This window comes from Pseudomonas sp. GX19020 (assembly GCF_023371075.1).
GTDB lineage: Bacteria > Pseudomonadota > Alphaproteobacteria > Rhodobacterales > Rhodobacteraceae > Pseudogemmobacter.
Genome location: NZ_JAMCCR010000020.1, coordinates 36262 through 62880, shown reverse-complemented (window position 1 = coordinate 62880; position 26619 = coordinate 36262). Strand labels below are relative to the sequence as shown.

Genomic DNA, 26619 nt, shown 5'->3' with positions numbered 1-26619 from the left:
GATGCACAAGGATAAGGCCGTTTCGGACAAGGCCGTTGAGGTTCGGGGCGTCTCGAAGCATTTCGGCACCTACCAGGCGCTGAAATCGGTCAGTTTCGACATTGGCGAGAACGAGTTTTTCACCATGCTCGGGCCGTCGGGCTGCGGCAAGACCACGCTTTTGCGGATGCTCGCAGGGTTTGAAAGCCCCGATCAGGGCGCAATCCTGCTGCATGGGCGCGAGGTGACGCAGATCCCGCCGCACAAGCGCCGGGTGAATACGGTGTTCCAGTCTTACGCCCTGTTCCCGCATATGACGCTGGAGCAGAACGTCGCCTACGGCCTTGAAAACCTTGGCTGGGCACGGGCTAAGATCCGCGCCCGCGCGGGCGAGATGCTGGAACGCGTCCATATGTCGGCTATGGCGGGCCGCAAGCCCGGCCAGCTGTCCGGCGGGCAGCGGCAGCGTGTGGCCCTGGCCCGGGCGCTGGCACCCGAGCCGGAGATCCTGTTGCTGGACGAGCCCTTGTCCGCGCTGGATCTGAAGCTGCGCCAGGCGATGCGCGATGAGCTGCGCAATCTGCAGCGCGATACCGGCATAACCTTTGTCTTTGTCACCCATGACCAGGAAGAGGCGCTCGATATGTCGGACCGGATCGCGGTCCTTGGCGCGGGCGAGGTGCAGCAGATCGGCACGCCCACCGCGATTTATGAAGAGCCGGTGAACCGCTTTGTGGCGGATTTCGTGGGCGAAACCAATTTCCTTGATGTCAATGTGCTTGAGACGCGCGAGGGCCTCGCGACTGTCCGGTCACCGCTTGGCATTTTCGAAGCACCGGCGACCGCCCGGCTGCAGGCCGGCCGCGCGACGCTGTCGATCCGGCCCGAAAAGATCAATCTCGGCGACCAGGCGCAGGGGATCACCCTTCCGGCAAAGGTTATCAGCCAGAATTACATGGGCGGCTTCACCCATTACACGCTTGAGGCCGGGGGCGTGTCCTTGCGCGCCTCGCGCCGCAATGCGTCGCGCCAGGGCGATCTGGTCGGGACAGGGGACGATGTCACCATCGGCTTCCTGCCGGCCTCCGTGCGGGTGCTGGCATCATGAGGCGGCTTGCCAATAATCTGCCCTTCTGGGGGCTTTTGCCGGCCTGGGCGCTGATGGGCTTCGCGCTGATCCTGCCGATCCTGATCATCGCCGCCGTCTCGGTGGCGACACGCGGCTCGCATGGCGGGTTCACCTGGGATTTCAACCTGTCGGGCTACAGCCAGATCCTCTTTAACGAGGGCTGGTCGGGCGAACTGGAATTCACGCCGCAATACCTTCTGATCATCGGGCGGACCTATCTGCTTGCGGGGCTTACGACGCTGATCTGTCTGGTTTTCGCACTGCCGGTCGCCTGGTATATCTCGCGCCAGACGCCGGGGATGCGTGCGCTGCTGGTCTATCTGGTGACGCTGCCCTTCTGGGTTTCGATGATCCTGCGGGTCTATGCCTGGATGATCATTCTGGGAAAAGACGGTCCGCTGCCGCGATTCCTTGAAACCTTCGGTCTCGCCCCCGGGACCAGTTTCATGTTCAACGATACCGCGACGCTGGTGGCGATGGTCTATACCTGTATGCCGCTGATGGTGTTGCCGATCTATGCCTCGATCGAGAAACTTGACCTGACGCTGATCGAGGCCTCGCATGATCTGCACGGGAACCGCCTGACCACCTTCCGCCGTGTGATCCTGCCGCTGACGGCCCCGGGCATTGTCTCGGGCGCGATCCTTGTCTTCGTGCCTGCGCTTGGCGCGGTGCTGGAGCCCACATTGATGGGCGGTGGTAAGCAGATGATGATGGGATCACTGATCCAGCTGCAATTCGGGGGAGGGCGCAACTGGCCGTTTGGTGCCGCGATCGCGATGGTACTGATGGGTCTGGTGATGCTGTTCCTGATTTTCACCGCGCTTCGCGCCGCAGGCCGGACCGCCGGGATGGAGGCGCGCGCATGAGCCGCCATCATGACGTCAAACGCTATCCGGGCTTTGGTCTTCTGACGATTGTCTTCTTCGTCTGGCTCTATCTGCCGCTTCTGGTCGTGGTGATCTATTCCTTCAACGCCAACCGGATCGCCGGTGTCTGGACCGGATTTTCGCTCGACTGGTATGTGGCCGCGCTGAACAACGGCCCCTTGATGAATGCGCTGAAAACCTCGGTTCTGGTGGCGCTGATTGCGACGGCGGTTGCAACAACCGTGGCGCTGATGGCGGCGCTCGCGATCATCCGGGGCAAGAATGTGCGGTTCCGGCGCCTGTCCGAGACAGTGGTGAACCTGCCGCTTTTGTTGCCCGAAATCGTGCTGGCAGTGGCGAGCCTGATCCTGTTCTCGCTGGTCGGGCTGCAAAACGGGCTTCTGAAACTGATCCTCGCCCATTCGGCCTTTTGCACGCCCTTTGCCTTTCTGCCGATACGGGCGCGGCTTCAGGGCATGTCGCTGGATTTCGAAGAGGCCAGCGCCGATCTCTATGCCAGCCGCTGGACGACCTTTCGCCGGGTGACGCTGCCGCTGATCTTTCCGGGGGTGTTTTCCGGCGCAATGCTCGCCTTCCTGATCTCGATGGATGATTTCATCACCTCGAACATGCTGGCCTCGGGCGGCACCACCACTTTGCCGGTCTATATCTTCTCGCTGATCCGCGCCGGCACCTCGCCCGAACTGAACGCCATCGGCACGCTGATGATCCTGGCCTCTCTGATCCTTGCCACAATTGCGCTGCTCGTCGCCGGGCGGGGCACAAAAAACACCTGAAAAAAGACAAACCAACAAGGGAAATTACAATGAAAAAACTCATCACTGCCTCTGTCATCGCGCTTTGCGCCGCGACTGCTGCCAATGCCGCAGGCCAGCTGAACCTCTATGTCTGGTCGGAAAGCTTTTCCCCTGAGCTGATTGAAAAATTCGCGAAAGAATATGACGTCAAAGTCAATGTCGACGGCTATACCTCGAACGAGGATCTGCTGACAAAGCTTCAGGCCGGGTCTTCGGGCTATGACATTTCGACCCCCTCGCAGCATTTCCTGCGCATCATGATCGATGAGGGGCTGATCCAGGATTACGGCGCGAACACGCTGAAAGCCTATGAGCTGATCGACCCGCGCTGGAAGAACCAGTGGTGGGATGAGACCCAGGCCTATTCGATCCCGGTCGCCTATGGCACGGCCGGTTTCGCGGTCAACACCAATGAATATACCGGCCCGCTCGACAGCCTGAGCTATTTCTTTGAACCCGAAGCGCCGCTGGCCGGCAAAATCGCCATGCTGTCCTATCCCGATGAGGTGGTCGGCGCGGCACAGCTTTACCTCGGTGTGCCGTTCTGCTCGGAAAATGCTGATGAGATGAAGAAGGTCTATGATCTGCTGGCGGCGCAAAAGCCCTCGGTCGCGGCCTATTCCTCGGATAATATCGCAAGCCGTCTGGCCTCGGGCGAGGTTGCGGCGCATTTCTGGTGGGATGGCGAAGAGCTGAAGGCCCGCGTCAATGGCGCGCCTTTCGCCTATGCGCTGCCGAAAGAGGGCCTGGTGGGCTGGATTGACTCGATGGTGATCCCGAATGGCGCCCCGAACCGCGAGAATGCGATCAAGTTCATCGAATTCATGTCGGAGCCGGAAAATGCGACCGAGCAGATGAACTTCTACGCCCATTCCTCGCCGATGACGCTGGTCGCGGATAAGGTCGTCTATACCAAGGAAAAAGCGCCCGAACTTTACCCGGAAGTGCCGGTCGAATTCTCGCGCACCTGCTCGCCCGCGGCGCAGGATCTGGTGAACCGGGTCTGGACCCAGCTGCTGCAATAAGCTGCTCAGACGAGGGCCGGGCGCAATCCCGGCCCCTTTTTCCCATTCTGCCGGAGAGACCGATGACCGCCGATCTGGTGATCCTGAACGCGCGCCTGCGCCCGCTTTTTGCCGCCCCCGGCACCACCGCGCTTGCGGTGGCGGATGGTGTGATCCTGGCGCTTGGGGATGACAGCGCGATCCGCGCGCATATCAGCCCGGCGACCCTGGTGATCGACGCCGCCGGGCGCGAACTGATGCCCGGCTTCATCGAAAGCCATCTGCATCTGATGATGGGTGGCGCCTCGCTTTCGATGCTGAATATGGGCGCGCTTTTCGGGTTCGATGCGGTACGGGATGCGCTTCTGGACTTCGCGACCCGCCAGCCCGGGAATGACATCCTGTTCGGCTATGCGGTGAATTATGTGATTTTTGGCGAAGAAAGGCCTGATCGCCATATCCTCGACCGGATCGTCAGTGATCGCCCGCTCTGCCTGATTGCGACCGATCTTCATTGTGCCTGGGCCAATACAAAGGCGCTGGAGCTGGCAGGGATCCTCAATGGCGCCGATCTTGGACCGGGATCCGAGGTGGTGATGGGCGATGACGGGCTGGCCAGTGGTGAATTGCGCGAATTTGCTGCGATGAACCGGGTGAAGATGCTCTCTCGCCTGCAAGGGCGCGATGCGATGGATTACCGCATGACCGGCGCCGAAGGCGAGGGCGCGCGCGACCATGACCGGGCGGTGATCCGCGCGGCAGGCGATTACTGCGCCCGCCATGGCATCACGCGCGCGGTGAATATGGATGGCAATGCCTGGCAGGCCGGTCTGATGCGTGATCTGGCGCTGGCGGGCGAGATGCCGGTCAGGGTCAGCCTGCCTTTGATGCTCGAGGCGAAAGACGGGGTCGGGGGCATTGACCTGCTGGATGAATTCGGACCGGAAGTGCCGGGCTGGCTGTCATTTGCCCGCATAAAGCTGTTCATGGACGGGGTGTTTGATACCTGGACTGCGCTGACGGTTACCGATTACCCCGACCGCCCCGGCTTCCGATCCGAGCCGCTGATCCCGCTGGATCAGTTCAACGCGATCTGTGTCGAGGCCGACCGGAGGGGGCTGCAGATCACCACCCATGCGGTGGGCGATGGTGCGGTGCGCGCGGTGATCGACGGCTATGAGGCGGCGCGCGCCGCCAATGGCCCGCGCGACGCGCGTCACCGGATCGAACATATCGACACGATCACGCCCGCAGACCTTGACCGGCTCAGGCCCCTTGGCATCACCGCCTCGATGCAGCCGGTGCATCCGCCGGGTTCGGCGGGCCTGCCGCTGGAGCCCACGATCACCATCATGGGCGCGGCGCGCTGGCCTACAGCCTTCCCCTGGGCGATGGTTCTTGCCCGCGATGTGCCTCTGGCCTTTGGCACGGACTGGCCGGTCTCGCCGCTCTCGCCGCTTTACGCGATCCATTGCGCGCTGACGCGTAAGCCCTGGCGCGCGGATCTGCCCGATCAGCGCCTCAGCCTTGACGACTGTCTCGCCGCCTACACGACCGGCGGCGCGCATGCCGATTTCGCGGAAAACCGCGCCGGGCGGCTGGCCCCCGGCTTTGACGCCGATCTGGTGCTGATCGATGGCAGCCTGGAAGGCCTCGCCGACAGCGAGACCGCAGCCTCTGTCGCGCTGACGATCTGCGCCGGCAAAATCACATATGGAGCCCTTTGATGGATGCTTTCGACTATATCGTCATCGGGGCAGGGGCGGCGGGCTGCGTGCTGGCGAACCGGCTTTCCGCCAATCCGAAAACCTCGGTGCTGGTGATCGAATCCGGCGGCTCCGATCGCGATATCCGCGTGAAAGTGCCGGCCGGAATTCTTGCGATGTATGGTCGCAAGCGCTTTGACTACGGCTATACCGGCGTGAAGCAGCCCGAGCTGAACAACCGCAATATTCCGGTCAACCGGGGGCGGATGCTGGGCGGATCCTCTTCGCTGAATTCGATGCTCTATATCCGGGGCGCTGCTGCGGATTACGATGAATGGGCGGCGCTTGGCTGTCAGGGCTGGTCCTGGTCGGATGTTCTGCCGCTGTTTAAACATCTCGAGCAGAACCAGGTCGGCCAGGACCCGCGCCTGCATGGCACCAAAGGCGAGCTGATCGTGGCCCGCCCGAAAGATCCGAACCCGGTTTGCGAGGATTACATCCGCGCGGGCGAGGCGATCGGCCTGCCGCACAACCAGGATTTCAACGGTGACAGCCAGCTCGGCCTTGGCATCTATGATGTGACGCAGAAGAACGGCATCCGGTTTTCGGCCTATAATGCCTATCTTGAGCCGGTACGGAGCCGCCAGAACCTCACCATCATGACCGGCACCGATCTGAAGCGCCTGATCCTGCAGGACCGCCGCGTCACCGGGGTCGAGGTCACGCGCGGCGGTTCCCGCGAGATCATCCATTGCCGGGGGGAGGTCGTGCTCTCGACCGGAGCGATTGGCACACCGATGGCGCTGATGGCATCGGGGATCGGGCCCGGCGCGGCCCTGCAGGGGCAGGGGGTGGACGTGGTCCATGACCTGGCCGGCGTCGGTCAGAACCTGCGCGACCATGTCGACGGCATGATCACGGTGCGATCAGATTCGACCAGGACGCTGGGCTTTTCGCTGCGCAACTCGTTGAAACTGCTGGCCGCGCCCTTCCGCTTCGCCGCAAACCGCAAGGGGATGCTGTCCACGAATTACGTGGTCGCAGGCGGCTTTGGCCGCACGCCTCTGGCCGAAGATGACCTGCCGGATGTGCAGTTCCACTTCGTCCCCGGCTATCGCAGTCATCGCGGCCGGCTGGTCGAATGGGGCCATGGTTTCGCCGTTCACACCTGCGTCCTGCGCCCGCGTTCGGTCGGCGAGATCCGGCTGCGCCGCGAGGGTGATCAGATCACGCATGAGATCGATCACCGCTTCTTCAGCGATTTCCGCGATGCGCGCGTGCTGGTCGAAGGGATCAAACTCTCGCGCAGGATCTTTGGTGCCGCCCCGATGGCAAGCCTTCAGGGCCGCGAGATCCTGCCCGGGCCAGGCATCGTCACCGATGACGAGATCCTCGCCTACCTTCGCGCCGAGGCGCTGACCGTCTATCACCCGGTCGGCACTGCGAAGATGGGGGTGGATGCGATGGCGGTGGTCGATCCGGTCTCGATGAAAGTGCATGGGATCGAGGGGCTGCGCGTCGCCGATGCCTCGGTTATGCCGACGCTGATCGGCGGCAATACCAATGCGCCCAGCCAGATGATCGGCGAAAAGGCAGCAAGAGCGATCCTTGCCGCATAGCACGTCGCGCGATCCCTGCCGCCGGTGCGGCGGGGGACGCCTGCGGCATAGGTTTCGCTGAAACACAGGGTCAACAAATATTCATCCCCTGGCCGGGGCAAGCGCGCTACATCTTGGCCAAGGCTTTACCCTTCAGGAGCATGACATGCCCGTCCACACGCGGATCCGCCCCTTCAACACCAAAGAAACCTATCCCGAGCAAAAGCTGAACAACGACCTCTGCCAGGCCGTTGTGGCGCGCGGGGCGACCGTGTTCGTGCGCGGCCAGATCGGCCAGGACCTCGACACCCGCGAAAGCGTCTGTATCGGTGATGTGGCCGGCCAGGCACGCAAGGCCATGGAAAACATCAAGATGCTGCTGGAGGAATCCGGCTCGGATCTGACCCATATCTGCCGCGTGGTGATCTATCTGATCGATATCCGCTACCGCGAGGCGGTCTATAATGTGATGGGGGAATATCTGAAGGGCGTCTTCCCGGTCTCGACCGGTCTCGTGGTCTCGGCCCTGGCCCGCCCGGAATGGCTGGTCGAGATCGAGGCCACTGCCGTTATCCCTGACGAGGCATAATCCCATGACCTTCTCCATCTCGGCCCGCTGCGCTGATACCGGCATGTTCGGGATCGCGGTCAGTTCGTCCTCGCCTTCGGTCGCGGCGCGCTGCGCCCATGTCCGGGCCGGGGTGGGGGCGGTTTCGACCCAGAACATCACCGACCCGTCACTGGGGCCGAAAGGGTTGGACCTGATGGCCGCCGGTCTTTCAGCCGCAGAGGCGCTGGCGCAACTTATGGCAGAGGCGCCGCATATCGACTACCGCCAGCTCGCGCTGGTTGACCGGACCGGCGGCACTGCCAGCCATTCCGGTGCACGTACCCTTGGACGTCACGCTTCGGCGCGGGGTGAGGGTGTGGTGGCTGCGGGCAATATGCTGTCTTCTGACAGCATTCCCGCCACGATGGTTGCGGCTTTCACCGCGGCAAAGGGGCATCTCGGCGACCGGCTGCTCGGCGCCATGCGCGCCGCGATGGAGGCCGGAGGCGAGGAAGGCCCGGTACATTCGATGGGCCTTGTCATGGTCGATAAAGTGTCCTGGAATGTCGCGGATCTGCGCATCGACTGGACCGAGGGCGACCCGATCGCCGAATGCGCCGCGCTCTGGGCGCGCTGGCAACCCGAGATGGAGGCCTATGTCACCCGCGCGCTGAACCCTTCGGCCGCGCCAGGTTACGGCGTGCCCGGAGACCCGTGACGGGAGATCCGGGATACTTGCTTTCGGGGAGGCGCCCTGCTTTCTCTGAGGGCGGTCGGGGACAATGGCTCCCGCTTCCCCGACCGCTGCTTCTGCCCTTGCCGGACCCTGCCAGATGTCTGATGTGATCCCCGAAACCACTGATATTCTCGCCCGGCTGATCGCCGAGCCGACGCTGTCACGCCAGCCGAACCTCGCGCTGCTGGATTATGTCGAGGCGCTGCTGGCGCCCGCCGGCGCGCGGATCGAACGTTTTGCCGCCCCCGATGGCAGCCGCGCCAATCTCTGGGCAACGATCGGGCCGGAGGGGCCGGGGGGCGTTATTCTTTCGGGCCATACTGATGTGGTCCCGGTTGCGGGCCAGGCCTGGACGATGGACCCGTTTACACTGACCGAGGCTGAGGGCCGGCTTTACGGGCGCGGCACAGCCGATATGAAAGGCTTTGTCGCAAGCGCGATCCGCGCGGCCCTGCTCGCGGCGCGCGGCCCCCTTGCGGTGCCGCTGCACCTGGCGCTGTCTTATGACGAGGAAATCGGCTGTATCGGTGTGCGCTCGCTGATCGACGCGCTGGCGGGGCGCGCGGACCGGGCGGCGCTGTGCATCATCGGCGAGCCGACTTCGATGCAGATCGCCACCGGCCATAAGGGCAAACGCGGGCTGAAAGCCTGTTGCCACGGAATCGAGGGCCATTCGGCGCTGGCGCCAAAGGCGCTGAACGCGCTGCATCTGGGGGCGGAGTTCATCCTGGCGCTTGACGCGGCCCAGGCGCAGCTGCGTGAGACCGGCGCGCAGGACCCGGATTACGACATTCCCTATTCGACCATCCATGCCGGCGTGATGCAGGGGGGCACCGCGCTGAACATCGTGCCGAACCTCTGCGAGATCGATTTCGAGATCCGCAATATCGCCGCCGATGACCCCGATCTGATTCTCGCCGATATCCGCCGCGCCGCCGACCAGATCGCGGCCCGCCACGGCAACCGCTTTCCCACCGCGCGGATCGCGATTGACGAGGTCTCGGGCTATCCCGGCCTTGATACCCCGCAAGACAGTCCGGCGGTGGCCTGGCTCCGGGGGCTGTTGGGGCCCGGGGCCGGGCTGATCAAAGTGGCGTTTGGCACCGAAGGCGGGCTTTTCGATCAGGCGCTGGGTCTGCCGGTGCTGATCTGTGGCCCGGGCTTGATGGATCAGGGCCACAAGCCCGATGAATATGTCAGCCGGGACCAGCTTGCCGCCTGTGACGCGATGCTGGAATCACTGGTCCTGCGGCTGCGGCAGGGCGGTCTTTGACCCGTCTCAGACCGTGCCGCCGGAGACGATCCCCCCCCGCACCTCACTCAGGATCTCGGTCGCAAGATCGGGGTCGTCACTGGCCTTTGCCAGCAAAAGCGCGCCGACCATCGCAGCCCATGTCCTGATCGCGGCGCGGCGTTGCTCGCCCGGGGCAGTTTCGGGGAAGGCGGCGCCCAGCCGGTCGATCTGAACGCGGATGCTTTCCGTCAGCGCCGCGCGCGCTTCGGGCGAGTGATGCACCATATCCGGCCCAAGCGCCGGGGCGAGCGCCGGGATATGGCAGCCGCGCGTCGGGTCGGTGCAGGCCCCGGGCGACAGATAGCTGTCGAGAAAGCTTTCGAGACTGGGCCGCGTTTCGCGCATTTTTTCGCAACGGTGCTGCAGGATCTGCGCGATCAGATCCTCTTTTGACCGGAAATGGCCATAAAACGCGCCATGGGTCAGGCCGGCGGCTTTCATCACCTCGGCCAGCGTCACGCCGTCAAAGCCCTTTTGCTGAAACATGCGGCAGGCCGCGTCCAGGATTCTGGACCTGTTTTCAGCCATTTGCGCACGACTGACCTTCATTGGCGCCCCTTGTCGGTTTCCTGGTTGACAAAATACATGACCGTCATCATGAATAATCAAACATGATGGCTGTCATGTTTATATTCCGCTTACGCGGCCATGACAACCTGCCCAACCTTTCGCCGGTCCCCTTTCAGGGCGCGGCACCCCAGATCCGGAACCCGATGATGACCACTGAACCGCAATCGACCGAAGCGCTGTTTCGCCCCTTTTCACTGAAAACGCTGACGCTGAAGAACCGCATCGTGATGGCGCCGATGACGCGCTGCATGGCACCCGAGGGCATTCCCGGCCCGGCCAATGCCGAATATTACCGCAGGCGCGCGGCGGGGGATGTCGGGCTGATCCTGACCGAGGGTACGGTGATCGACCGCCCGGCCTCGCGCAATCATTACGGCATCCCGTTCTTCCATGGCGAGGCGGCACTGGCGGGCTGGAAGGGCGTGGCGGATGCGGTTCATGGCGCGGGCGGCAGGATCGCCCCGCAGATCTGGCATACCGGATCGACCCGCGCCGGCAAATGGGAGCCGGAGGCGCCGGTTGAAAGCCCCTCGGGGCTTGTCGGGCCGGAGGAGCCGCGCGGTGTGGTGATGACCGAGGAAGACATCGCCGATACGGTCGCGGCCTTTGCCCGCGCGGCGGCGGATGCGAAACGGCTGGGCTTTGACTCGGTCGAACTGCATGGCGCACATGGCTATCTGATCGACCAGTTCTTCTGGGACGGCACCAATAAGCGCGAGGATGTCTATGGTGGCGCGACCATCGCAGAGCGCTCGCGCTTTGCGGCCGAGGCGGTGCGTGCAGTGCGTGCGGCGGTCGGCCCCGACTTCCCGCTGATCCTGCGCGTCAGCCAGTGGAAACAACAAAATTACGATGCCCGTCTCGCCACGACACCCGATGAGATGACCGCCTGGCTTGCGCCGCTGGTCGAGGCGGGGGTGGATATCCTCCATTGCTCGCAGCGCCGGGTCTGGGTGCCGGAATTCCCCGAACTTGATGGCGATAACGGGCTGAACTTTGCCGGCTGGGCGAAAAAGCTGACCGGGGCGGCGACAATTTCGGTCGGCTCCGTGGGCCTCGATACGGAATTCTTCGGTGCGTTCCGTGGGCAGGGCTCGGCTGCGGCACCGATCAGCAATCTGCTGGAGCGGATGGCGCGGGACGAGTTCGACCTGGTCGCCGTGGGCCGGGTGCTGCTGGCTGATCCGGACTGGGCGGCCAAGGTCGAGGCCGGTCGTTTTGACGATCTTCGGGGCTTCTCGGGCGAGGCGATGAAGGAACTGGTCTGAGGCGGCGTTACTCCGGGGCGCGGGCGACCCAGCCCCGGAAGGACAGTCCGGCATAAAACAGGGCGGGGGCGGTGAAACCGGCCTCGCAAAGCAGTGCTTCCTCTTCTGCCCGGGTGAGAAGCGTCAGCCGTTCCGCCATGACCCGGGCCGAAGCGGCGGCCTGGGCAGGATCCGCCGCATCCCCCTGCGCGAACAGAGCCGAGCGGGTCAGCCAGTCCTCCGCCTCGCCTTCGGGGTGGCTGTGATGCGCGACGATCAGGGCGGCACCGGGTTTCAGCCGCTGGCGCAGCGCGGTCAGGGTGGCAAGCCGCGCTGCCCGGTCCAGGAAATGCAGCACCAGCAGGCATGTGGCCCCGTCATAGGGACCGGCGGGCGCGTCGGTGATGACGCCCTGTTGCAGGTCAACTTGCGCGGCCAATGGGCCGAGAAGTGCGGCGGCTTCGGTCAGCATCGGTTCGGACGGGTCAAGGCCCAGAAAGGACCAGCGCGGGCGCGCACGGGCAAAGGCCAGCAGCTCCAGCCCGCCCCCGGCGCCGAGGATCAGCATACGCGCCTCGGCCGGCGCCGATTGCGACAGAAGGATCAGTGCCATCCGGTGCAGATCGTGAAATCCCGGCACCCGGCCCGGCGTGGTTTCTGCGTAAGAGCGGGTCAGGCCCGGATCCCGGAAGGGGGCATCATTTGCGGCTTTGGTCACGGTGGTTTCCCCTTAAGGTCAGGGCAGCGTAGTCCGACGGTGATCGGCGTCAAGCGGCACCCTGGTCTGTCGCGCGGATCCGGGGCCAGGCAGGCAACCGCAGCGGGTTCACAGGCCTGTCGCGGGTGGCAGCGTGAAAAATCCCGGCCCGCGCTGGCGGACCGGGATCGGATATCAGCCTGGGCCAGCTGTGGCCCAGGCGCGTTTTCAGGCCCCGAGATCGTCAGGCAGCAGCGCTTCGGGAAGGTTCTGCCAGGAGACAGGGCGCAGGAAGCGGCGGATCGACAGGGTGCCGACAGAAGTGGCTCCGAAATTGGTCGAGGCCGGGTAGGGCCCGCCATGAACCATGGCATCGGCCACTTCGACCCCGGTCGGGAAGCCGTTGAACAGCACGCGGCCCGCCTTGCGCTCCAGTACCGGAAGCAGGCTGCGCGCCGCTTCGGTATCGCCCGCATCCATGTGGATGGTCGCGGTCAGCTGGCCCTCGAAGCCACGCGCGAGGCGCCGCATTTCCTCAAACGAGGCGACCCGCACCACCAGACCCAGCGGGCCGAAGACTTCTTCCGACAGCGCGTGATCGGCGAGGAACTGCTCGCCGCGCGTCTCGTAAAGATTCGGCGAGGCTTCGCGGCCCTCGGACACGGTTTCATAGACCGGCTTGACGGTGTTGCGGCTCCGGAGCCGGGCCTGGCCATCGCGGTAAGCTTTCGCGATGCCGGGGGTCAGCATGGTCTGCGGACCGGTTTTCGCCAGCGCCTCTTTCATCGCGCCGACAAGGCGGTCGGCATCCGGCCCGTCGATCACCACGGCAATGCCGGGATTGGTGCAGAACTGCCCCGCGCCCATGGTGAGCGATCCCGCCCAGGCGGTGCCGAGCGCTTCGGCGCGGGCTTTCGCAGCTTCGGGCAGCACGAACATCGGGTTCACCGAGCCCAGCTCGCCGAAGAAGGGGATCGGCTCGGGGCGTTGGGCGCAAAGGTCAAACAGCGCGCGCCCCCCTGCGAGGCTGCCGGTGAAGCCGACCGCCCTTATCAGCGGATGCTGCACAACCGCCGCGCCAACCTCGCGATTGCCGCCCTGGATCAGGCTGAACACGCCGGGATGCACACCGCATTTCGCGATGGCGGCATGAACAGCTTCGGCGATGATCTCGCCGGTGCCGGGATGGGCGGAATGGCCCTTCACCACGACCGGGCAACCCGCGGCAAGCGCCGCAGCCGTGTCGCCGCCGGCGGTCGAGAAGGCCAGCGGGAAATTCGAGGCGCCGAAGACCGCGACCGGCCCGATCGGCCGCTCGATCAGCCGCAGATCGGGGCGCGGCAGCGGCTGACGCTCGGGCAAAGCCACATCATGGCGGCGGTCGAGATAGTCGCCTTGGCGGATATGGTTTGCGAAAAGCCGCAGCTGGCCGGTGGTGCGGCCACGTTCCCCCTGGAGGCGGGCCGTCGGCAGGCCGGTTTCAGACGAGCCGATTTCGGTGATGGCTTCGGCGCGGGCCTCGATCTCATCGGCGATGGTTTCAAGAAACACCGCACGGCTTTCGCGCGAGGACCAGCCATAGGACCAGAAGGCCTCTTCGGCGGCCTGGGCCGCGCGGTCCACCAGCGCCACAGTGCCAAGTGCGAAATCGAAGGCCGGGCCATGTGCCGGTTCCGAGCGGAAGGTGCCGGAACCCGAGACCCATTCGCCAGCGATCAGATGTTTGCCATGTGGGGTATATGTCATTTAAGCCTCTCTCCAGATCGCAGCGGAGCGCCCGGATTGGCCCCGGCCAGGGCCGGAGCAGGTCGCGCCGCTATTTGCCGACAGTATGTATACAGAAGCTGACGTCAGAATGACAGGCCCCGCTCTGGGCCCGCTCTGGCCCGTGCACCGGTGACCGGCGGCTGGTACGCTTTGGGCTGCGGCGCCACTTGCGGGATGGTCAGAGCGCGGCTCAGAAGCCAGGCGCGCCGTCCCAGCTGTCATGCGGTGCCGTTCCGGCATAGGCGGCCAGGAAGACCCGCACCGCATCGGCGGCGAGGGCGTCGATCACGCTTTGCTCCGGCGGTTCGCGCAGCACGCCGAACAGGCGCTGGCGCCAGACCCCGGCCATGGCAAGCTCGCTGAACTGCTGCGCGGCGCGGGGCGGGTCGGGGATGGACAGCACCCCGGCGGCAGAGGCCTCTGCCAGCCAGCGCCCGAGCCGCCCCAGCACATGCCGCCCGCCCGCATCGTAGAACCGCTGGGCCAGATCGGGCATCCGCTCGGCCACGGCAACAACAATCCGCTGGGCGCGCAGCATCTCATCCGAAGTCAGCACCTGCACCAGCGCCACCGCATAGGCGGTAAGGCGGCTTGCGACATCCCCGGGGCCGGAAAGCGCAAAGCCAAGCTGGCCCGTCAGCCGGTCGCGCTGCTGTTCGACAAGGGCAACGAAAAGATCCTCTTTGCCCTGGAAATAGACATAGAGCGTGCCCTTCGAGACCGCAGCCGCGCGGCAGATGCCATTCATCGTGGTGGCGTCAAAGCCATGGGCGCGGAATTCTTCCCAGGCGCCTGCGAGGATCTGGTCGCGTTTGCGCGGATCGGTCCCGGCGGCATGGCGTTTTGCGCGCGGCGGCGGGGAAGCGGGCGAGGGGGGCGTGGGGCTGCTCATGGCGGCAATATAATCGAACCGTGCGGTTCGATGGAATATTGAAATTTGCGAAAGACAGGATTATCTGAGCGCATCGAACCGTTGGGTTCAATGAAATTCAGCCGGGTGAGTCGATCATGTCCCGTCACGAACGTCCCGAAACCAATCAGCCGGAAATTGCGCCTGTTGCGCCCTCGCCGGTTCTTCCTGTGACGCCTCCTGCCGCAGCGCCAAAGGGCGGGCGCAAGAAATATGTGCTGGGCGGGCTGGCGCTGATCGCATTGCTCGCCGGCGGCTATGAGGGCTGGTCCTGGTGGACCAACGGGCGCTTTATGGTCACGACCGATGACGCCTATGTCCAGGCCGATCTCTCGCTGATTTCGTCCAAGATCACCGGTTACGTCTCGGAGATTGCAGTCGCATCCAATCAGCATGTGAAAATGGGCGATGTGCTGTTCCGTATCGATGATGGCGATTACCGCATCTCGCTGGAGCAATCCGAGGTCCGGCTGACCGAGCTGACCGCGACGCTTGCCCGGATCGACGCGCAGATCGAGGCGGCCGAAAGCACCGTCACCCAGGCCGAGGCGCAGCGCGTGGCCTCTGACGCAGTGCTGACGGCGGCGAAAAGCAATGCCGAACGAGTGCGCGGCCTCGCGGAACGCCGGGTCAGCAGCCAGGCCGATCTCGACAAGGCGAATGAGGCGCTGGCAACGGCTGAGGCCAGCCGCACCTCGGCCGTCGCTGCGATTGCCGGTGCGAAAGCCCAGGTCGAGGTGCTGAAAGCGCAGCGGACCGAGACCGCCTCGACCCGGCGCGAGCTGGAACTGGGCGTGGCCCAGGTGCAGCGCGATCTGGATTTCACCGTGATGCGCGCGCCCTTTGACGGCACAGTGGCGAATATCGCGATCAAACAGGGTGAGCTGGTCAGCGCCGGAGCAAAACTGGCGGCAGTGATCCCTGATCACGGACTTTATGTCGAAGCCAATCTGAAGGAAACCCAACTGGCCGGGATCCGCGTTGGCCAGAGCGTGAAGGTGGGCATCGACGCGCTGGACGGGCATGAGGTCGAGGGCCGCGTGGTCTCGCTCGCGCCTGCCACGGGGGCGGTTTTCTCGCTGCTGCCGGCCAATAATGCCACCGGTAATTTCACCAAGATCGTGCAGCGCGTGCCAGTCCGGATCGAACTGCCCGAAGGCACCCCGGGCCTGCGCGCCGGGCTTTCGGTCGAGATCGCGATCGACACCCGCACCGGGCCGCAGGAAACCGCAGTCGCCGGAGCCGAGTGATGTCCGCCCCCATCGCAATCCCGGCAGAGCCGGAGATGACGCCGCGCCGGGTCGCGGCGTTTCTGGTCATGGTCTTCGGGATGTTCATGGCCATCCTCGATATCCAGATCGTCTCGGCCTCGCTGCCCGAGATCCAGGCCGGGCTCGGGGCCTCCTCGGATGAGATCTCCTGGGTGCAGACCTCTTATCTGATCGCCGAAGTGATCATGATCCCGCTGTCAGGGTTCCTCGGGCGGATGATGTCGACGCGTTATCTGTTTGCCTTGTCGGCGGCGGGGTTCACGGCCGCGTCGTTCCTTTGTGCGACATCAGGCTCGATCAATGAGATGATCCTGTGGCGTGGCGTGCAGGGCTTCCTGGGTGGCGGCATGATCCCCTCGGTCTTCGCGGCGGCCTTCACCATTTTCCCGCCCTCGAAACGCAATATCGTCTCGCCGATGATCGGGCTTGTGGCGACGCTTGCGCCGACCGTTGGCCCGACTGTGGGCGGGTATCTGAGCCATGCGCTGTCCTGGCACTGGCTGTTCCTCGTCAATGTCCCCGCCGGGATCGCTGTGACGCTTGGCGTGCTGGCGCTCGTGGATTTCGACGAGCCCGACTGGTCTTTGTTCCAGAAATTCGACTGGACCGGGCTGGTGGCGCTGGCCGCGTTCCTCGGTGCGATGGAATATGTGCTGGAGGAAGGCCCGAACAATGACTGGTTCCAGGACGAGGCGGTCGCGATCCTTTTCGTGGTGATGGTCGTGGGCGGTATCACCACCTTCTGGCGGGCTTTTACCCGCGACGAGCCGGTGGTCGATTTCTCGGCCTTTACCAACACGAATTTCGCGGTTGGGTCGGTGTTTTCCTTTGTGATGGGGATCGGCCTTTACGGCATGACCTATCTCTACCCGCTCTACCTGTCTTCGGTCCGGGGCTATGACAGTCTGATGATCGGCGAGACAGTATTTGTGTCTGGCCTTGCGATGTTCATGACCGCGCCGCTGGCGGGGTTTCTGGGATCAAAGATCGACCTGCGGGTCATGCTGCTTCTGGGCTTTATCGGCTTTGGCACCTCGTCCTGGATGCTGACCCATATGACCGCCGACTGGGATTTCAACGAGCTTTTCTGGCCGCAGGTGCTGCGGGGGATCTCGCTGATGATCTGCATGGTGCCGATCAACAACCTGGCGCTTGGCACGCTGCCGCCGGCCAAAATGAAATCCGCCTCGGGGCTTTACAACCTGATGCGCAACCTCGGCGGCGCCGTGGGTCTTGCGATGATCAACACCATCCTGACCGACCGGCGCGCGCTGCACACGGCGCGGCTTGACGAGGCGGTGAACTGGGCCAATCCCGAGGCGCTGCGCCAGCTTGAGATGATGCGTCAGAACCTTGTCGCCAATGGGCTGAACCCGGATGGCGCGCTGGCGCAGATGGCGGGGAAAGTGGCGGGCCAGGCGGCGATCATGTCCTTCATCGACATTTTCACGCTGCTGACCTTCCTTTTTATGGGGCTTGCCGTCATGGCGCTGGCGATGCGGCCTCCGGCCCGGGCCGGAGGGGGTGGCGGGGGCGGGCATTGACCGCCGCCTTCACCTTTGGGCGAGCCCCGCAGGCCGCCTCGCGCGAAAACTTGACATTTTGTGGCTTTGGCGCGACGGAAGGCGGGCCGGAACACGTAAGAGACGTCAGCCAGGTGCAGCTTTTCTCCGGAAATGCTGCCCAAGCGATCCGGATCGCCGCCCTGTCGCGGCCAAGCTGATGCGAGATCGCCTGATGACTGTCACCGCCCGTACTGCTGCCATTCGTGACGCGACCAGCCCCGCTGGTGCGACGCCCGCCGGAGATACGGCTGATTTCCTGATTTCCGGCCCGCGCCATACAATGGCGCTTGGCCCCGCGCGGCGCCATCTGCCGCCAGGGCCGCTGGTGAGCCTGCCTGCGCGGTCTGAGGCGTTTTTTGCCGCCGGTCATGACGGGCCGAAGCTGCTGGCCGGAGCGCTGCCCTATGATCGCGAGGCGACGGATTGCCTGTTCCAGCCCGGTTCGGTGCTCGACATGCCGGCGGCGCCGGTCGCGATGGTCGCGCCGCAGGCTGGGATGCGGATCCGGGCCGAGCCTTCTCCGCGTCAGTACCGCGAGGCGGTCGCGGCGGCGGTCAGGCGCATTTCCGAAGGGGAATTCTCGAAAATCGTGCTCTCGCGCAGCCTGGTGCTGACCTCAGAGCGTCCGCATGACCCCGGGCTTTTGTTGCAGATGCTGCGCCAGGACGGGTTGGCGACGCTGTTCTCTGTCCCGCTGCCCCCACGTCACGCCGGGGTGCCGCATCGGCTGATCGGGGCCACGCCGGAATTGCTTGTGGAAAAACGCGGGGGCCTCGTGGCCTCGCATCCGCTGGCGGGATCGGCGCGGCGCGCGGCAGACGCGGCGCGTGACCGTGCGGCGGGCGAGGCGCTTTTGCGATCCGACAAAGACCTGCGCGAACATGCGATGGCGGCGGAAATGGTGCTGGATACGCTGGCGCCATTCTGTGCGCGCCTTGCCGCCCCCGAGGGTGTGACGCTCAGCGCGACCGCCCGGATGTGGCATCTGGGCACCCGGATCGAGGGTGTACTGCGCGACGCCTCCACCCCTTGCGCGACGCTTCTGGCCGCGCTGCATCCGACACCCGCCGTGTGCGGCCTGCCGCGCGACGCGGCCGACGCGGCGATCCCCGGACTTGAGGGCTATGCGCGGGGCTTTTATGCCGGCGCGGTTGGCTGGCTTGAGGCGGGTGGCGACGGGTGCTGGTATCTTGCGCTGCGCTGCGCCGGGATCGAAGGCAACGAGGCGCGGCTTTACGCCGGCGCGGGCATAGTGCGCGGCTCTGATCCTCAGGCCGAAGAGGCCGAAACCCATGCCAAATTCCTGGCAATGCTGGCCGCTTTCGGGCAGGACGGCGAGATCATCATCGGGGACTGAACCATGGCCGGCCTGCCGCAGATTGCACCCTATCCGCTGCCGTATGGCGCGGAGATCCCGCCCTCGCGCGGGCCCTGGCAGCTGGTGCCCGCGCGTGCGGCGCTTCTGATCCATGACATGCAGCGCTATTTCCTGCGCCCCTATGCGCCGGGGGAGAGCCCGATTGCCCCCGCCATCGCCAATATAGCAAAGCTCGCCGCCGCCGCCCGCGCCGCCGGTCTTCCGGTGTTCTACACTGCGCAGGACGGCAATCAGGACCGCCGCGACCGTGGTCTTCAGGCCGATCTCTGGGGCCCTGGCATGTCGGCGGAGCCCGACCATCAGGCGATCATCCCGGAACTTGCGCCCGAAGACCCGGATTTCGTCCTGGTCAAACACCGCTATTCGGCCTTTCAGCGTTCAAACCTTGATCAGCTTATGCGGGTCCGGGGGCGGGACCAGCTGATCATCTGCGGCGTCTATGCCCATATCGGCTGTATGATGACTGCAGGCGAAGCCTTCCAGCGCGATATCGAACCCTTCATGGCCGCCGATGCGCTTGCGGATTTCAGCCGCGAGGACCATGACATGGCCCTGAAATGGGTGGCGGGGCGCTGTGGCGTGGTTCAGGACACCGAAACGCTGATTGCGGCGATCACCTCGGGAAAAGGGGCATAGGATGCGGCTCACGGGGTTTGAAGGCGCGCTTGCGCTGGTGACGGGCGCGGGCGGCGGCATTGGCCGCGCGGTGGTGCAGCTTTTGCTTGATGCCGGGGCGCGGGTGGTGGCGACCGATCTTGCGGCGCCCGATCTGCCGGCGCAGCCGGGGCTCAGCTGCCTTTCGCTTGATGTCGCGGATGCCACCGCCGTCGGACGGCTGGTCGCCGAAACCGAAGCCCTGCACGGCCCGGTGCGGTTCGGGATTTCGGTTGCCGGGGTGCTGGCGACCGGCCTCGTGACCGAGACCTCCGATGCCGACTGGCGGCGGGTGTTTTCCGTGAATACTGACGGCGTGTTCCACCTCACGCGCGCGCTGGCGCGGGTGATGGGGCCAAGGGGCGAGGGCGCGCTGGTCGCGGTCTCGTCAAACGCCGCCGGGGTGCCGCGCTATGGCATGGCGGCCTATGCCGCGTCAAAGGCGGCCGCGACGATGTATATGCGCACGCTCGGGATGGAGCTCGCGCCGCTCGGGATCCGCTGCAATATCGTCGCGCCGGGTTCGACCCGCACGCCGATGCAGACCGGCATGTGGGCCGATGCCAGCGGCGAGGCCCGGGTGATCGCGGGCATCCAGGAGCAGTTCAAACCCGGCATCCCGCTTGGCAAGATCGCCGAGCCCGATGATGTCGCCAATGCGGTGATGTTCCTGCTGTCAGATCAGGCAGGGCACGTCACCATGGCCGATCTCTATGTGGATGGCGGCGCCACGCAGCAGGCCTGACGCCTGCGGCCGGATCACTGACTTTCGCGCAACACTCTGTTCCGAAGGGCAAAGCCAGAATATGGGCGCTTTGACCCCGTGCTGCGCGAAAGCCCGGTCGGGCCATGGCTGGTTGCGGCTTATTTTACTGCGCCCGTCCATTCATCGCGCAAAAGCCCGTATATCACCAGGTCGCACAGGCCTTTATGCGTGACTTCGTGCTGACGCAGGTAAGCTTCGCGGGTGAAGCCGAGACGTTCAATGAGCCGCACCGAAGCTTCGTTTTCGGCGTCAATTTCCGCATAGAGGCGGCGATAGTCCCCCTCGGAGAAGAGGTGATCCACCAGCGCCGTCACGCATTCTGTCGCGACACCATGCCCCTGACGCTCTGCTATGGTGATATAGCCCAGCTCAAGCACCCCCGCGTCGCGCCCCGGGAAGGCGACAAAGCGACCAGCAAGCGTGCCATCTGTCTTGTCTATGGCCACCCATGTCCGTCCGGGCCATTCGCTGTCTGTCAGCCAGTCGGCCAGGGCCTCCGGAGAGGTGAAATGCGGCTGCGACATGTATCGGCACTGGGCTTCGTCAGAAAGCGTCCCGTAAAGGGCGGCCGTATCGGAGCGCATAAGCGCCCGCATCGTGAAACGCTTTGTGTCGAATGTCCTGGTGGCAAGGCCGGAAGTCATTTGCTCATCGCTCTTTAAGGTCATGCCAGTGGCATAGCCGAATGACATGATCACGGCCACCGGGCAAAATCAGATGCGCTGTGTTCCTCTCCGGTGCAGGCGGCGATCCGGTTTGTCGGGGCGGATCGTTGCCGTGGGGAGGAAGGCAGAATGGAAGGGCAGCAGGGCTTTCGAAAGCGGGGCCCTATTTGCCGCTGCCTGACATCCAGATCTGCCGCGCATTGCCGGCAAGGATCGCGTGGCGTTCGGCCCCGCTCAGCCCTGCAAGCAGGGCCTGGCTTGCCGCCACCCATTCCGCCAGCCCCGATTGCAGTGTGCAGACCGGGCTGTCCGACCCCCAGACCATCCGCGCCGGGCCGAAGGTTTCCAGCACATGATCGACCCAGGGGGTGAGGGTCGCGAGGCTCCAGTCTGGCGGGCCATAGGCCGTGATGCCCGAGAGTTTGATCATCACATTCGGCCGCCGGGCCAGATCGGTGATCGCCGCCGCCCAGGGGGCAAAGGCGCCGCCCGCGATATCGGGAACGCCGCAATGGTCGAGCACGAATATGGTTTCCGGCGCCGCATCTGCGAGGTGCGCGCCCAGCGGCAATTGCCGCGCCAGAAGGCACAGATCAAAGGGCAGACCGGCGGGGCCAAGGCGACGGATGTTTTCGCGAAAGAGGCTTTGCTCAGACAGATCATCGGGCATCACATGCAACACGCGGCGGATCCCCCTGACCACCCGCCGGTCCCGGGCGTCAAGCCAGGCGGCGAAGCCTGCAGCCTCGGGCCGTGCCGAAGAGATCGCGCCCCGGATCAGGCTGTCGGGCCGCGCCATCAGATCCGCGACGAAAGCGGTTTCGGCCCCGATCTGATCCTCGGCCACATCGACTTCCATATGCAGCACATCGGTGATGCCGCTGCGCCGCGCCACGTTCTCATATTCGGAATAGCTCCAGTCGCGGTCCAGCGCCGGTGCCCCCGCGAGCCAGGGATAGCTGAGCCGGCTGCGGTCCAGCAGGTGAAGATGGGTGTCGAAGATCATCGTTTCCTCCTCTTCCGCGTCGCGCGGCGGCGCCCGGGGTCTTCATGCGACGGAATCCGGCGCAAGTGCGACAGTGTTACTTGACTCACTCTGGCATGTCACGTTTAACTATGAAAAGATGTTCTGAATATGAAATCGTATGGCTGCTGGAGGCGGCCCGGGGACATCATAACGGGAGGAGATACCATGAAGGGATTCGGGGCCGGTTCTGTACTGGCACTGCTCGCAGGCTTCGGTTTCGCACCGGCTGCCATGGCCGAGGGCGAATTCGCCGGCGTCACGGTCGAGGCCAAGCTGATCGGGGGCCAGCAATATGAGGCGCTTTACAGCCGCATTGCCGACTGGGAAAAAGCGACCGGGGCCACGGTCAAAATCATCAGTCAGAAAAACCATTTCGAGCTGGATAAGGAATACAAAGCCGATATCGCCGCCGGGACCACCGGCTGGTGCGTGGGGTCGAACCATTCGTCCTTTGCCTCGCAATATCCGAACCTGTTCACTGATCTGACGCCGCTGATCGCCGCAGATGCGATCGCAGGCTTCGTGCCGGCCAATATCACTGCCGCCACCATCGGGGGCAAACTGGTGATGCTGCCGCGGGCGCAATTCGATGTCTCGGCGCTTTATTACCAGAAATCGCTCTATGCCGATCCGGCCAAAGCCGAGGCCTTCAAGGCGAAATACGGCTATGATCTTGCCCCGCCCGAAACCTGGGATCAGTTCCGCGAACAGGCCGAATTCTTTGCCGATCCGCCGAATTTCTATGGCACGCAATATGCGGGCAAGGATGAGGCGATCAATGGCCGTTTCTATGAGCTGATCGTCGCCAATGGCGGCAAGATGTTCAATGATGACTGGTCGCCCGCCTTCAACTCGGATGCAGGCAAAGAATCGCTGCAATGGTTCGTCGATCTCTACAAGGCCGGTGCGGTTCCTCCGGGCACCACCAACTATCTCTGGGACGATCTCGGAAACGGGTTTGCTTCGGGCACCATCGCGCTGAATCTCGACTGGCCGGGCTGGTCGGGCTTTTTCAATGATCCTGCGGCCTCGAAAGTCGCGGGCAATGTCGGAGTTGCTCCGGCGCCGAAAGGCTCGGCAGGCGTTCGCACCGGCTGGTCCGGCTTCCACGGCTTCTCGGTCACCGAAACCTGCGCCAATAAAGAGGCCGCAGCCTCGCTGGTCGATTTCCTGACCAATGAAGACAGCCAGAAGCTGGAATCCGCGCCCGGCCCGCTGCCGTCGCGCACCGCGGTCTGGGATTACATCATCGAGCAGGCCAAGGACGATCCCTACAAGTCCGAGGTTCTTGCCGCCTTCCAGGAAACGGCGCTGACCGCTTTCCCGGTGCCGCCGACGCCTTACTGGATCGAATCCGGCAACCTGATCTTCCCGGAACTGCAGGCCGCGATCCTTGGCGACAAGACCGTGGACCAGGCGCTGGAAGATGCCTCGAATGCGGTTGACGAACTGATGCAGGAAAACGGCGTCTACTGATCCGAACTCTCCTTGCGGGCGGCGCCTGAGGGGTGCCGCCCGCATTTTATAACAGTCCCCGCGATGGGACGCTCAGCCCGGAAAAACCATGACCCGCGCCAAGCTTCCACCCTGGCTTCTCCTGCTCATGCCCGCCTTCCTGATCCTGGCGGCGGTGGTGCTGGTGCCGCTTTTGCTGTCTCTGTATTCCAGTTTCACGCCCTATCACCTGACCCGTCCCGAGACGCTTTGGAAGATCAACTTCCCCTTCAACTATGAGAAGGCGCTGACCGATCCCGGGTTCTGGAAGGCCTTCGGGCGCACGGTCCTTTTGCTGACCATCGCGCTGAACCTTGAGATGCTCCTGGGCCTTGGCCTTGCGCTGATGGTGGCGAAGGTGCGGCGTGGCCAGCGCACTTTGCGCACCATGATGATGTTCCCGATGATGTTCTCGCCCATTCTGGTGGGCTTCATGTTCAAGTTCATCTTCAATGACAACGTTGGCCTCGTGAACAACGCGCTGCAATCCATGGGCCTCGCGTCAACCGCGATCCCCTGGCTGGTCGATGGCAACCTGGCGCTCTTCGCGATCATCTGTGCCGAAGTCTGGATGAGCACCTCCGTCTTCGCGATCCTGATCCTTGCGGGCCTTTTCGCCCTGCCGCAGGATCCGCTGGAGGCCGCGAAAGTCGATGGCTGCACACCCTGGCAGAGCTTTCGCTATGTGACTTTGCCCTTCCTGATGCCCTTCATCTATATCGCCATGGCGATCCGCTCGCTTGATGTGGCCCGCGCCTATGACATCGTGCAGGTGATGACCGGCGGCGGCCCGGCCAAACGGACCGAGCTGTTATGGACCATGATCGGGCGCACCGGCTATGTCGATGCCCGCATGGGGTATGCGAATGCGATGGGCTATATCGCAATCCTGCTCTCGATTGCCTTCACCGTTTACTTCTTCCTCAAGCTGCAACGCGCGCGGCGTGAGCTGGGCATGGGGGACTGATATGGCATCCGCCTCGCAACACCGTCTGCGCAAACGTCTGTTGAAGACCGGCCATTTCATCGGCCTCTTCCTTGCGATGTGCGTGATCTGCATCCCCGGCCTCTGGGTGGTGCTCAACTCTTTCCGCCCGACGGTCGAGATCATGGCGAAGCCGCCGGTCTGGATCCCGAATGAGCTGAACCTTGATCATTACCGCGCCATGTTCGGCGGCGCGGGGCAGGGTGGCATCCCGGTCTGGACCTATTTTACGAACTCGCTGATCATCTCGGTCACCTCGACCGTGATCGCGCTTCTGGTGGGGATGGCGGGGGGCTACGCCTTTGCCCGCTACAAGTTCAAAGGCAAGGGCATGACTTTTGTCATGCTGATGGCCACCCGCGCGGTGCCGGGCGTGGCGCTGTCGCTGCCCGTGTTCATCATCTTCGGCCGCACCGGGCTGATCGACACCCATCTGGGCATGATCCTCGTCTATGTCGCGATGAATGTGCCCTTCACCATCTGGCTGATCGACGGATTTTTCCGCCAGGTGCCGAAAGAACTGGCCGAGGCTGCTGAGATAGACGGCTGCACCCGCTGGCAGGCCTTCTGGAAGGTGGAATTCCCGGTCGCCCGCGCCGGTATCGCAAGCGCCGGCATCTTCGCCTTCCTGACGTCGTGGAACGAATATGCCCTGGCCTCGCAGCTGACGCGGTCGGTGTCGTCCAAGACGATGCCGGTCGGCCTTCTCGACTTCACCTCGCAATTCACCCTGAACTGGGGCGGCATGTGCGCCCTTGCGGTCCTGATGATCATCCCTGCGCTGATCCTGACCTTCCTCGTTCAGAAACATCTGATCGCCGGCCTGACCTTCGGCGGCGTGAAAGGATAAGCCATGGCCCAGGTCCATCTGAAAAACGTCAAGAAAAGCTATGGCGCGCTGGATGTCGTGCATTCGATCAACCTCTCGATTGCCGAGGGCGAGTTTGTCGTCCTCGTCGGCCCCTCGGGCTGCGGCAAATCGACGACCTTGCGCATGGTTGCGGGGCTCGAAGATATTTCCGGCGGTGAGATCCTGATCGGCGACCGCGTCGTCAACGACCTGCCCCCGCGCGAACGGAACCTCGCGATGGTGTTCCAGAACTATGCGCTCTACCCGCATATGACGGTGCGCGAGAATCTTGGCTTTTCGCTGAAAATCGCGAAGAAATCGCAGGCCGAAATCAGTAAGGCGGTGGATGAGGCGGCTGAAATCCTCGCGCTGACGCCTTTGCTGGATCGCAAACCCGGCGCGCTTTCCGGCGGTCAGCGCCAGCGTGTCGCCATGGGTCGCGCCATTGTGCGCCACCCGGATGTATTCCTCTTTGACGAGCCGCTCTCCAATCTGGACGCCAAACTGCGCACCCAGATGCGGGTCGAAATCAAGAAACTGCATCAGAAAGTCGGCTCGACGGTGATCTATGTCACCCATGACCAGATCGAGGCGATGACCCTTGCCGACCGCATCGTGATCATGCGCGATGGTCATATCGTCCAGGTCGGAACGCCGCTTGATGTGTTCGAAAACCCGGTCAACACCTTCGTCGCGACCTTTATCGGCTCGCCGCCGATGAACCTGCTGTCAGGTGTGGTGAAGGGCGATCAGCTGGGCCTCTCGGATGGCACAGTGATCCCGCTGCCGCCGGGGGTGAAACTGGCGGATGGGCGCCGCGTGCAGCTTGGCATCCGCGCCGACAATATCATGCCCGAGGGGCACGCGCTGCCCCCCACCGCCCATATGGCGCATGTCGATATGAAAGTGACCCTGTCCGAGCCGCTCGGGACCGAAACGGTGGTCTATGCCCAGCTCGCCGGCAGCGAGATCCAGGCCAAGATGCTGAACCCGCGCCCGCTTGTCCCCGGCGAAGTGCTGCGCTTTGGCATCGCGCTCGACAAATGCCACCTCTTTGATGCTGACACCGGCCTTAATCTGAAAGCGTGAG

At 64.0% G+C, this 26619-nt stretch carries 25 protein-coding genes; 19 read left to right on the top strand and 6 right to left on the bottom strand.

Features of this window, described 5'->3' with window-relative positions; genetic code table 11:
- Window position 1 precedes the first annotated feature (1 nt).
- From M3484_RS21315 to argE, 9 genes are all read left to right on the top strand, one after another.
- Window positions 2–1087 carry an ABC transporter ATP-binding protein gene (locus M3484_RS21315; RefSeq protein ID WP_283258534.1) on the top strand — a complete coding sequence of 362 codons (1086 nt, stop codon included), beginning with the start codon at window positions 2–4 and terminating at the stop codon, window positions 1085–1087.
- Window positions 1084–1977: an ABC transporter permease gene (locus tag M3484_RS21310; RefSeq protein WP_092898836.1), complete on the top strand. Its 894-nt coding sequence runs from the start codon at window positions 1084–1086 to the stop codon at window positions 1975–1977. Before M3484_RS21315 ends, M3484_RS21310 begins: the two co-directional genes overlap by 4 nt.
- Complete coding sequence (locus M3484_RS21305; RefSeq protein WP_092898834.1) at window positions 1974–2774, top strand: ABC transporter permease; 801 nt, start codon at window positions 1974–1976, stop codon at window positions 2772–2774. The genes M3484_RS21310 and M3484_RS21305 overlap by 4 nt, the downstream gene beginning before the upstream one ends.
- 29 nt (window positions 2775–2803) lie before the next feature.
- Complete coding sequence (locus tag M3484_RS21300; protein ID WP_249499147.1) at window positions 2804–3820, top strand: extracellular solute-binding protein; 1017 nt, start codon at window positions 2804–2806, stop codon at window positions 3818–3820.
- Window positions 3821–3882: 62 nt separating this feature from the next.
- Window positions 3883–5526 carry an amidohydrolase gene (locus tag M3484_RS21295; RefSeq protein ID WP_249499146.1) on the top strand — a complete coding sequence of 548 codons (1644 nt, stop codon included), beginning with the start codon at window positions 3883–3885 and terminating at the stop codon, window positions 5524–5526.
- Window positions 5526–7124 carry a GMC family oxidoreductase gene (locus M3484_RS21290; RefSeq protein ID WP_249499145.1) on the top strand — a complete coding sequence of 533 codons (1599 nt, stop codon included), beginning with the start codon at window positions 5526–5528 and terminating at the stop codon, window positions 7122–7124. Before M3484_RS21295 ends, M3484_RS21290 begins: the two co-directional genes overlap by 1 nt.
- Before the next feature lie 145 nt (window positions 7125–7269).
- A complete protein-coding gene (locus M3484_RS21285) occupies window positions 7270–7692 on the top strand; it encodes a RidA family protein (protein ID WP_092898826.1) in 423 nt (140 codons plus the stop codon).
- A gap of 4 nt (window positions 7693–7696) precedes the next feature.
- Window positions 7697–8371: a DUF1028 domain-containing protein gene (locus tag M3484_RS21280; protein WP_092898824.1), complete on the top strand. Its 675-nt coding sequence runs from the start codon at window positions 7697–7699 to the stop codon at window positions 8369–8371.
- Between the two features lie 115 nt (window positions 8372–8486).
- On the top strand, window positions 8487–9662 hold the full coding sequence (argE, locus tag M3484_RS21275) for an acetylornithine deacetylase (RefSeq protein WP_249499144.1): 1176 nt from the start codon (window positions 8487–8489) through the stop codon (window positions 9660–9662).
- A gap of 6 nt (window positions 9663–9668) precedes the next feature.
- Here the strand turns inward: argE and M3484_RS21270 are convergent, their stop codons facing one another.
- A complete protein-coding gene (locus M3484_RS21270) occupies window positions 9669–10211 on the bottom strand; it encodes a TetR/AcrR family transcriptional regulator (protein WP_283258539.1) in 543 nt (180 codons plus the stop codon).
- Between the two features lie 188 nt (window positions 10212–10399).
- On the opposite strand from M3484_RS21270, the gene M3484_RS21265 reads away from it, so the two are divergent.
- On the top strand, window positions 10400–11521 hold the full coding sequence (locus tag M3484_RS21265) for an NADH:flavin oxidoreductase (RefSeq protein WP_249499142.1): 1122 nt from the start codon (window positions 10400–10402) through the stop codon (window positions 11519–11521).
- Between the two features lie 7 nt (window positions 11522–11528).
- Here the strand turns inward: M3484_RS21265 and M3484_RS21260 are convergent, their stop codons facing one another.
- From M3484_RS21260 to M3484_RS21250, 3 genes are all read right to left on the bottom strand, one after another.
- Window positions 11529–12218 (bottom strand): class I SAM-dependent methyltransferase, encoded by a 690-nt coding sequence (locus tag M3484_RS21260; protein WP_349306286.1) that lies wholly within the window; start codon window positions 12216–12218, stop codon window positions 11529–11531.
- Between the two features lie 207 nt (window positions 12219–12425).
- Window positions 12426–13943, bottom strand: a complete 1518-nt coding sequence (locus M3484_RS21255) for an aldehyde dehydrogenase (NADP(+)) (protein WP_249499141.1) — start codon at window positions 13941–13943, stop codon at window positions 12426–12428.
- Window positions 13944–14154: 211 nt separating this feature from the next.
- A complete protein-coding gene (locus tag M3484_RS21250; protein WP_249499140.1) occupies window positions 14155–14856 on the bottom strand; it encodes a TetR/AcrR family transcriptional regulator in 702 nt (233 codons plus the stop codon).
- Between the two features lie 116 nt (window positions 14857–14972).
- Here M3484_RS21250 and M3484_RS21245 point away from each other — a divergent pair, with 116 nt between their 5' ends.
- From M3484_RS21245 to M3484_RS21225, 5 genes are all read left to right on the top strand, one after another.
- Window positions 14973–16124, top strand: coding sequence for an HlyD family secretion protein (locus M3484_RS21245; RefSeq protein WP_249499139.1), 1152 nt, complete (start codon window positions 14973–14975; stop codon window positions 16122–16124).
- Window positions 16124–17689 carry a DHA2 family efflux MFS transporter permease subunit gene (locus M3484_RS21240; RefSeq protein WP_092898812.1) on the top strand — a complete coding sequence of 522 codons (1566 nt, stop codon included), beginning with the start codon at window positions 16124–16126 and terminating at the stop codon, window positions 17687–17689. The genes M3484_RS21245 and M3484_RS21240 overlap by 1 nt, the downstream gene beginning before the upstream one ends.
- 193 nt (window positions 17690–17882) lie before the next feature.
- A complete protein-coding gene (locus M3484_RS21235) occupies window positions 17883–19067 on the top strand; it encodes an isochorismate synthase (protein WP_249499138.1) in 1185 nt (394 codons plus the stop codon).
- 3 nt (window positions 19068–19070) lie between these two features.
- Complete coding sequence (locus M3484_RS21230; RefSeq protein WP_249499137.1) at window positions 19071–19724, top strand: isochorismatase family protein; 654 nt, start codon at window positions 19071–19073, stop codon at window positions 19722–19724.
- Window position 19725: 1 nt separating this feature from the next.
- Complete coding sequence (locus tag M3484_RS21225) at window positions 19726–20487, top strand: 2,3-dihydro-2,3-dihydroxybenzoate dehydrogenase (protein WP_249499136.1); 762 nt, start codon at window positions 19726–19728, stop codon at window positions 20485–20487.
- A gap of 119 nt (window positions 20488–20606) precedes the next feature.
- Here the strand turns inward: M3484_RS21225 and M3484_RS21220 are convergent, their stop codons facing one another.
- Complete coding sequence (locus M3484_RS21220) at window positions 20607–21152, bottom strand: GNAT family N-acetyltransferase (RefSeq protein WP_249499135.1); 546 nt, start codon at window positions 21150–21152, stop codon at window positions 20607–20609.
- Between the two features lie 184 nt (window positions 21153–21336).
- Window positions 21337–22179: an amidohydrolase family protein gene (locus tag M3484_RS21215; protein ID WP_249499134.1), complete on the bottom strand. Its 843-nt coding sequence runs from the start codon at window positions 22177–22179 to the stop codon at window positions 21337–21339.
- 186 nt (window positions 22180–22365) lie between these two features.
- Here M3484_RS21215 and M3484_RS21210 point away from each other — a divergent pair, with 186 nt between their 5' ends.
- The 4 genes from M3484_RS21210 (at window position 22366) to M3484_RS21195 (ending at window position 26618) form a co-directional block, all read left to right on the top strand.
- Entirely contained in the window at window positions 22366–23676 is a 1311-nt protein-coding gene (locus M3484_RS21210; RefSeq protein ID WP_249499133.1) for an ABC transporter substrate-binding protein, read from the top strand.
- An 88-nt stretch (window positions 23677–23764) separates the two neighbouring features.
- Window positions 23765–24661, top strand: a complete 897-nt coding sequence (locus tag M3484_RS21205) for a carbohydrate ABC transporter permease (RefSeq protein ID WP_092898800.1) — start codon at window positions 23765–23767, stop codon at window positions 24659–24661.
- A 1-nt stretch (window position 24662) separates the two neighbouring features.
- On the top strand, window positions 24663–25529 hold the full coding sequence (locus M3484_RS21200; protein WP_092898798.1) for a carbohydrate ABC transporter permease: 867 nt from the start codon (window positions 24663–24665) through the stop codon (window positions 25527–25529).
- 3 nt (window positions 25530–25532) lie between these two features.
- Window positions 25533–26618 (top strand): ABC transporter ATP-binding protein, encoded by a 1086-nt coding sequence (locus M3484_RS21195; protein WP_249499132.1) that lies wholly within the window; start codon window positions 25533–25535, stop codon window positions 26616–26618.
- Window position 26619 lies beyond the last annotated feature (1 nt).

Excerpts from the sequence above, each read along its gene's own strand:
- M3484_RS21315 (WP_283258534.1), top strand. The coding sequence starts at position 2 with ATGCACAAGGATAAGGCCGTTTCGGACAAGGCCGTTGAGGTTCGGGGC.
- M3484_RS21310 (WP_092898836.1), top strand. The coding sequence starts at position 1,084 with ATGAGGCGGCTTGCCAATAATCTGCCCTTCTGGGGGCTTTTGCCGGCC.
- M3484_RS21305 (WP_092898834.1), top strand. The coding sequence starts at position 1,974 with ATGAGCCGCCATCATGACGTCAAACGCTATCCGGGCTTTGGTCTTCTG.
- M3484_RS21300 (WP_249499147.1), top strand. The coding sequence starts at position 2,804 with ATGAAAAAACTCATCACTGCCTCTGTCATCGCGCTTTGCGCCGCGACT.
- M3484_RS21295 (WP_249499146.1), top strand. The coding sequence starts at position 3,883 with ATGACCGCCGATCTGGTGATCCTGAACGCGCGCCTGCGCCCGCTTTTT.
- M3484_RS21290 (WP_249499145.1), top strand. The coding sequence starts at position 5,526 with ATGGATGCTTTCGACTATATCGTCATCGGGGCAGGGGCGGCGGGCTGC.
- M3484_RS21285 (WP_092898826.1), top strand. The coding sequence starts at position 7,270 with ATGCCCGTCCACACGCGGATCCGCCCCTTCAACACCAAAGAAACCTAT.
- M3484_RS21280 (WP_092898824.1), top strand. The coding sequence starts at position 7,697 with ATGACCTTCTCCATCTCGGCCCGCTGCGCTGATACCGGCATGTTCGGG.
- argE (WP_249499144.1), top strand. The coding sequence starts at position 8,487 with ATGTCTGATGTGATCCCCGAAACCACTGATATTCTCGCCCGGCTGATC.
- M3484_RS21270 (WP_283258539.1), bottom strand. The coding sequence starts at position 10,211 with ATGGCTGAAAACAGGTCCAGAATCCTGGACGCGGCCTGCCGCATGTTT.
- M3484_RS21265 (WP_249499142.1), top strand. The coding sequence starts at position 10,400 with ATGACCACTGAACCGCAATCGACCGAAGCGCTGTTTCGCCCCTTTTCA.
- M3484_RS21255 (WP_249499141.1), bottom strand. The coding sequence starts at position 13,943 with ATGACATATACCCCACATGGCAAACATCTGATCGCTGGCGAATGGGTC.
- M3484_RS21250 (WP_249499140.1), bottom strand. The coding sequence starts at position 14,856 with ATGAGCAGCCCCACGCCCCCCTCGCCCGCTTCCCCGCCGCCGCGCGCA.
- M3484_RS21245 (WP_249499139.1), top strand. The coding sequence starts at position 14,973 with ATGTCCCGTCACGAACGTCCCGAAACCAATCAGCCGGAAATTGCGCCT.
- M3484_RS21240 (WP_092898812.1), top strand. The coding sequence starts at position 16,124 with ATGTCCGCCCCCATCGCAATCCCGGCAGAGCCGGAGATGACGCCGCGC.
- M3484_RS21235 (WP_249499138.1), top strand. The coding sequence starts at position 17,883 with ATGACTGTCACCGCCCGTACTGCTGCCATTCGTGACGCGACCAGCCCC.
- M3484_RS21230 (WP_249499137.1), top strand. The coding sequence starts at position 19,071 with ATGGCCGGCCTGCCGCAGATTGCACCCTATCCGCTGCCGTATGGCGCG.
- M3484_RS21225 (WP_249499136.1), top strand. The coding sequence starts at position 19,726 with ATGCGGCTCACGGGGTTTGAAGGCGCGCTTGCGCTGGTGACGGGCGCG.
- M3484_RS21220 (WP_249499135.1), bottom strand. The coding sequence starts at position 21,152 with ATGACTTCCGGCCTTGCCACCAGGACATTCGACACAAAGCGTTTCACG.
- M3484_RS21215 (WP_249499134.1), bottom strand. The coding sequence starts at position 22,179 with ATGATCTTCGACACCCATCTTCACCTGCTGGACCGCAGCCGGCTCAGC.
- M3484_RS21210 (WP_249499133.1), top strand. The coding sequence starts at position 22,366 with ATGAAGGGATTCGGGGCCGGTTCTGTACTGGCACTGCTCGCAGGCTTC.
- M3484_RS21205 (WP_092898800.1), top strand. The coding sequence starts at position 23,765 with ATGACCCGCGCCAAGCTTCCACCCTGGCTTCTCCTGCTCATGCCCGCC.
- M3484_RS21200 (WP_092898798.1), top strand. The coding sequence starts at position 24,663 with ATGGCATCCGCCTCGCAACACCGTCTGCGCAAACGTCTGTTGAAGACC.
- M3484_RS21195 (WP_249499132.1), top strand. The coding sequence starts at position 25,533 with ATGGCCCAGGTCCATCTGAAAAACGTCAAGAAAAGCTATGGCGCGCTG.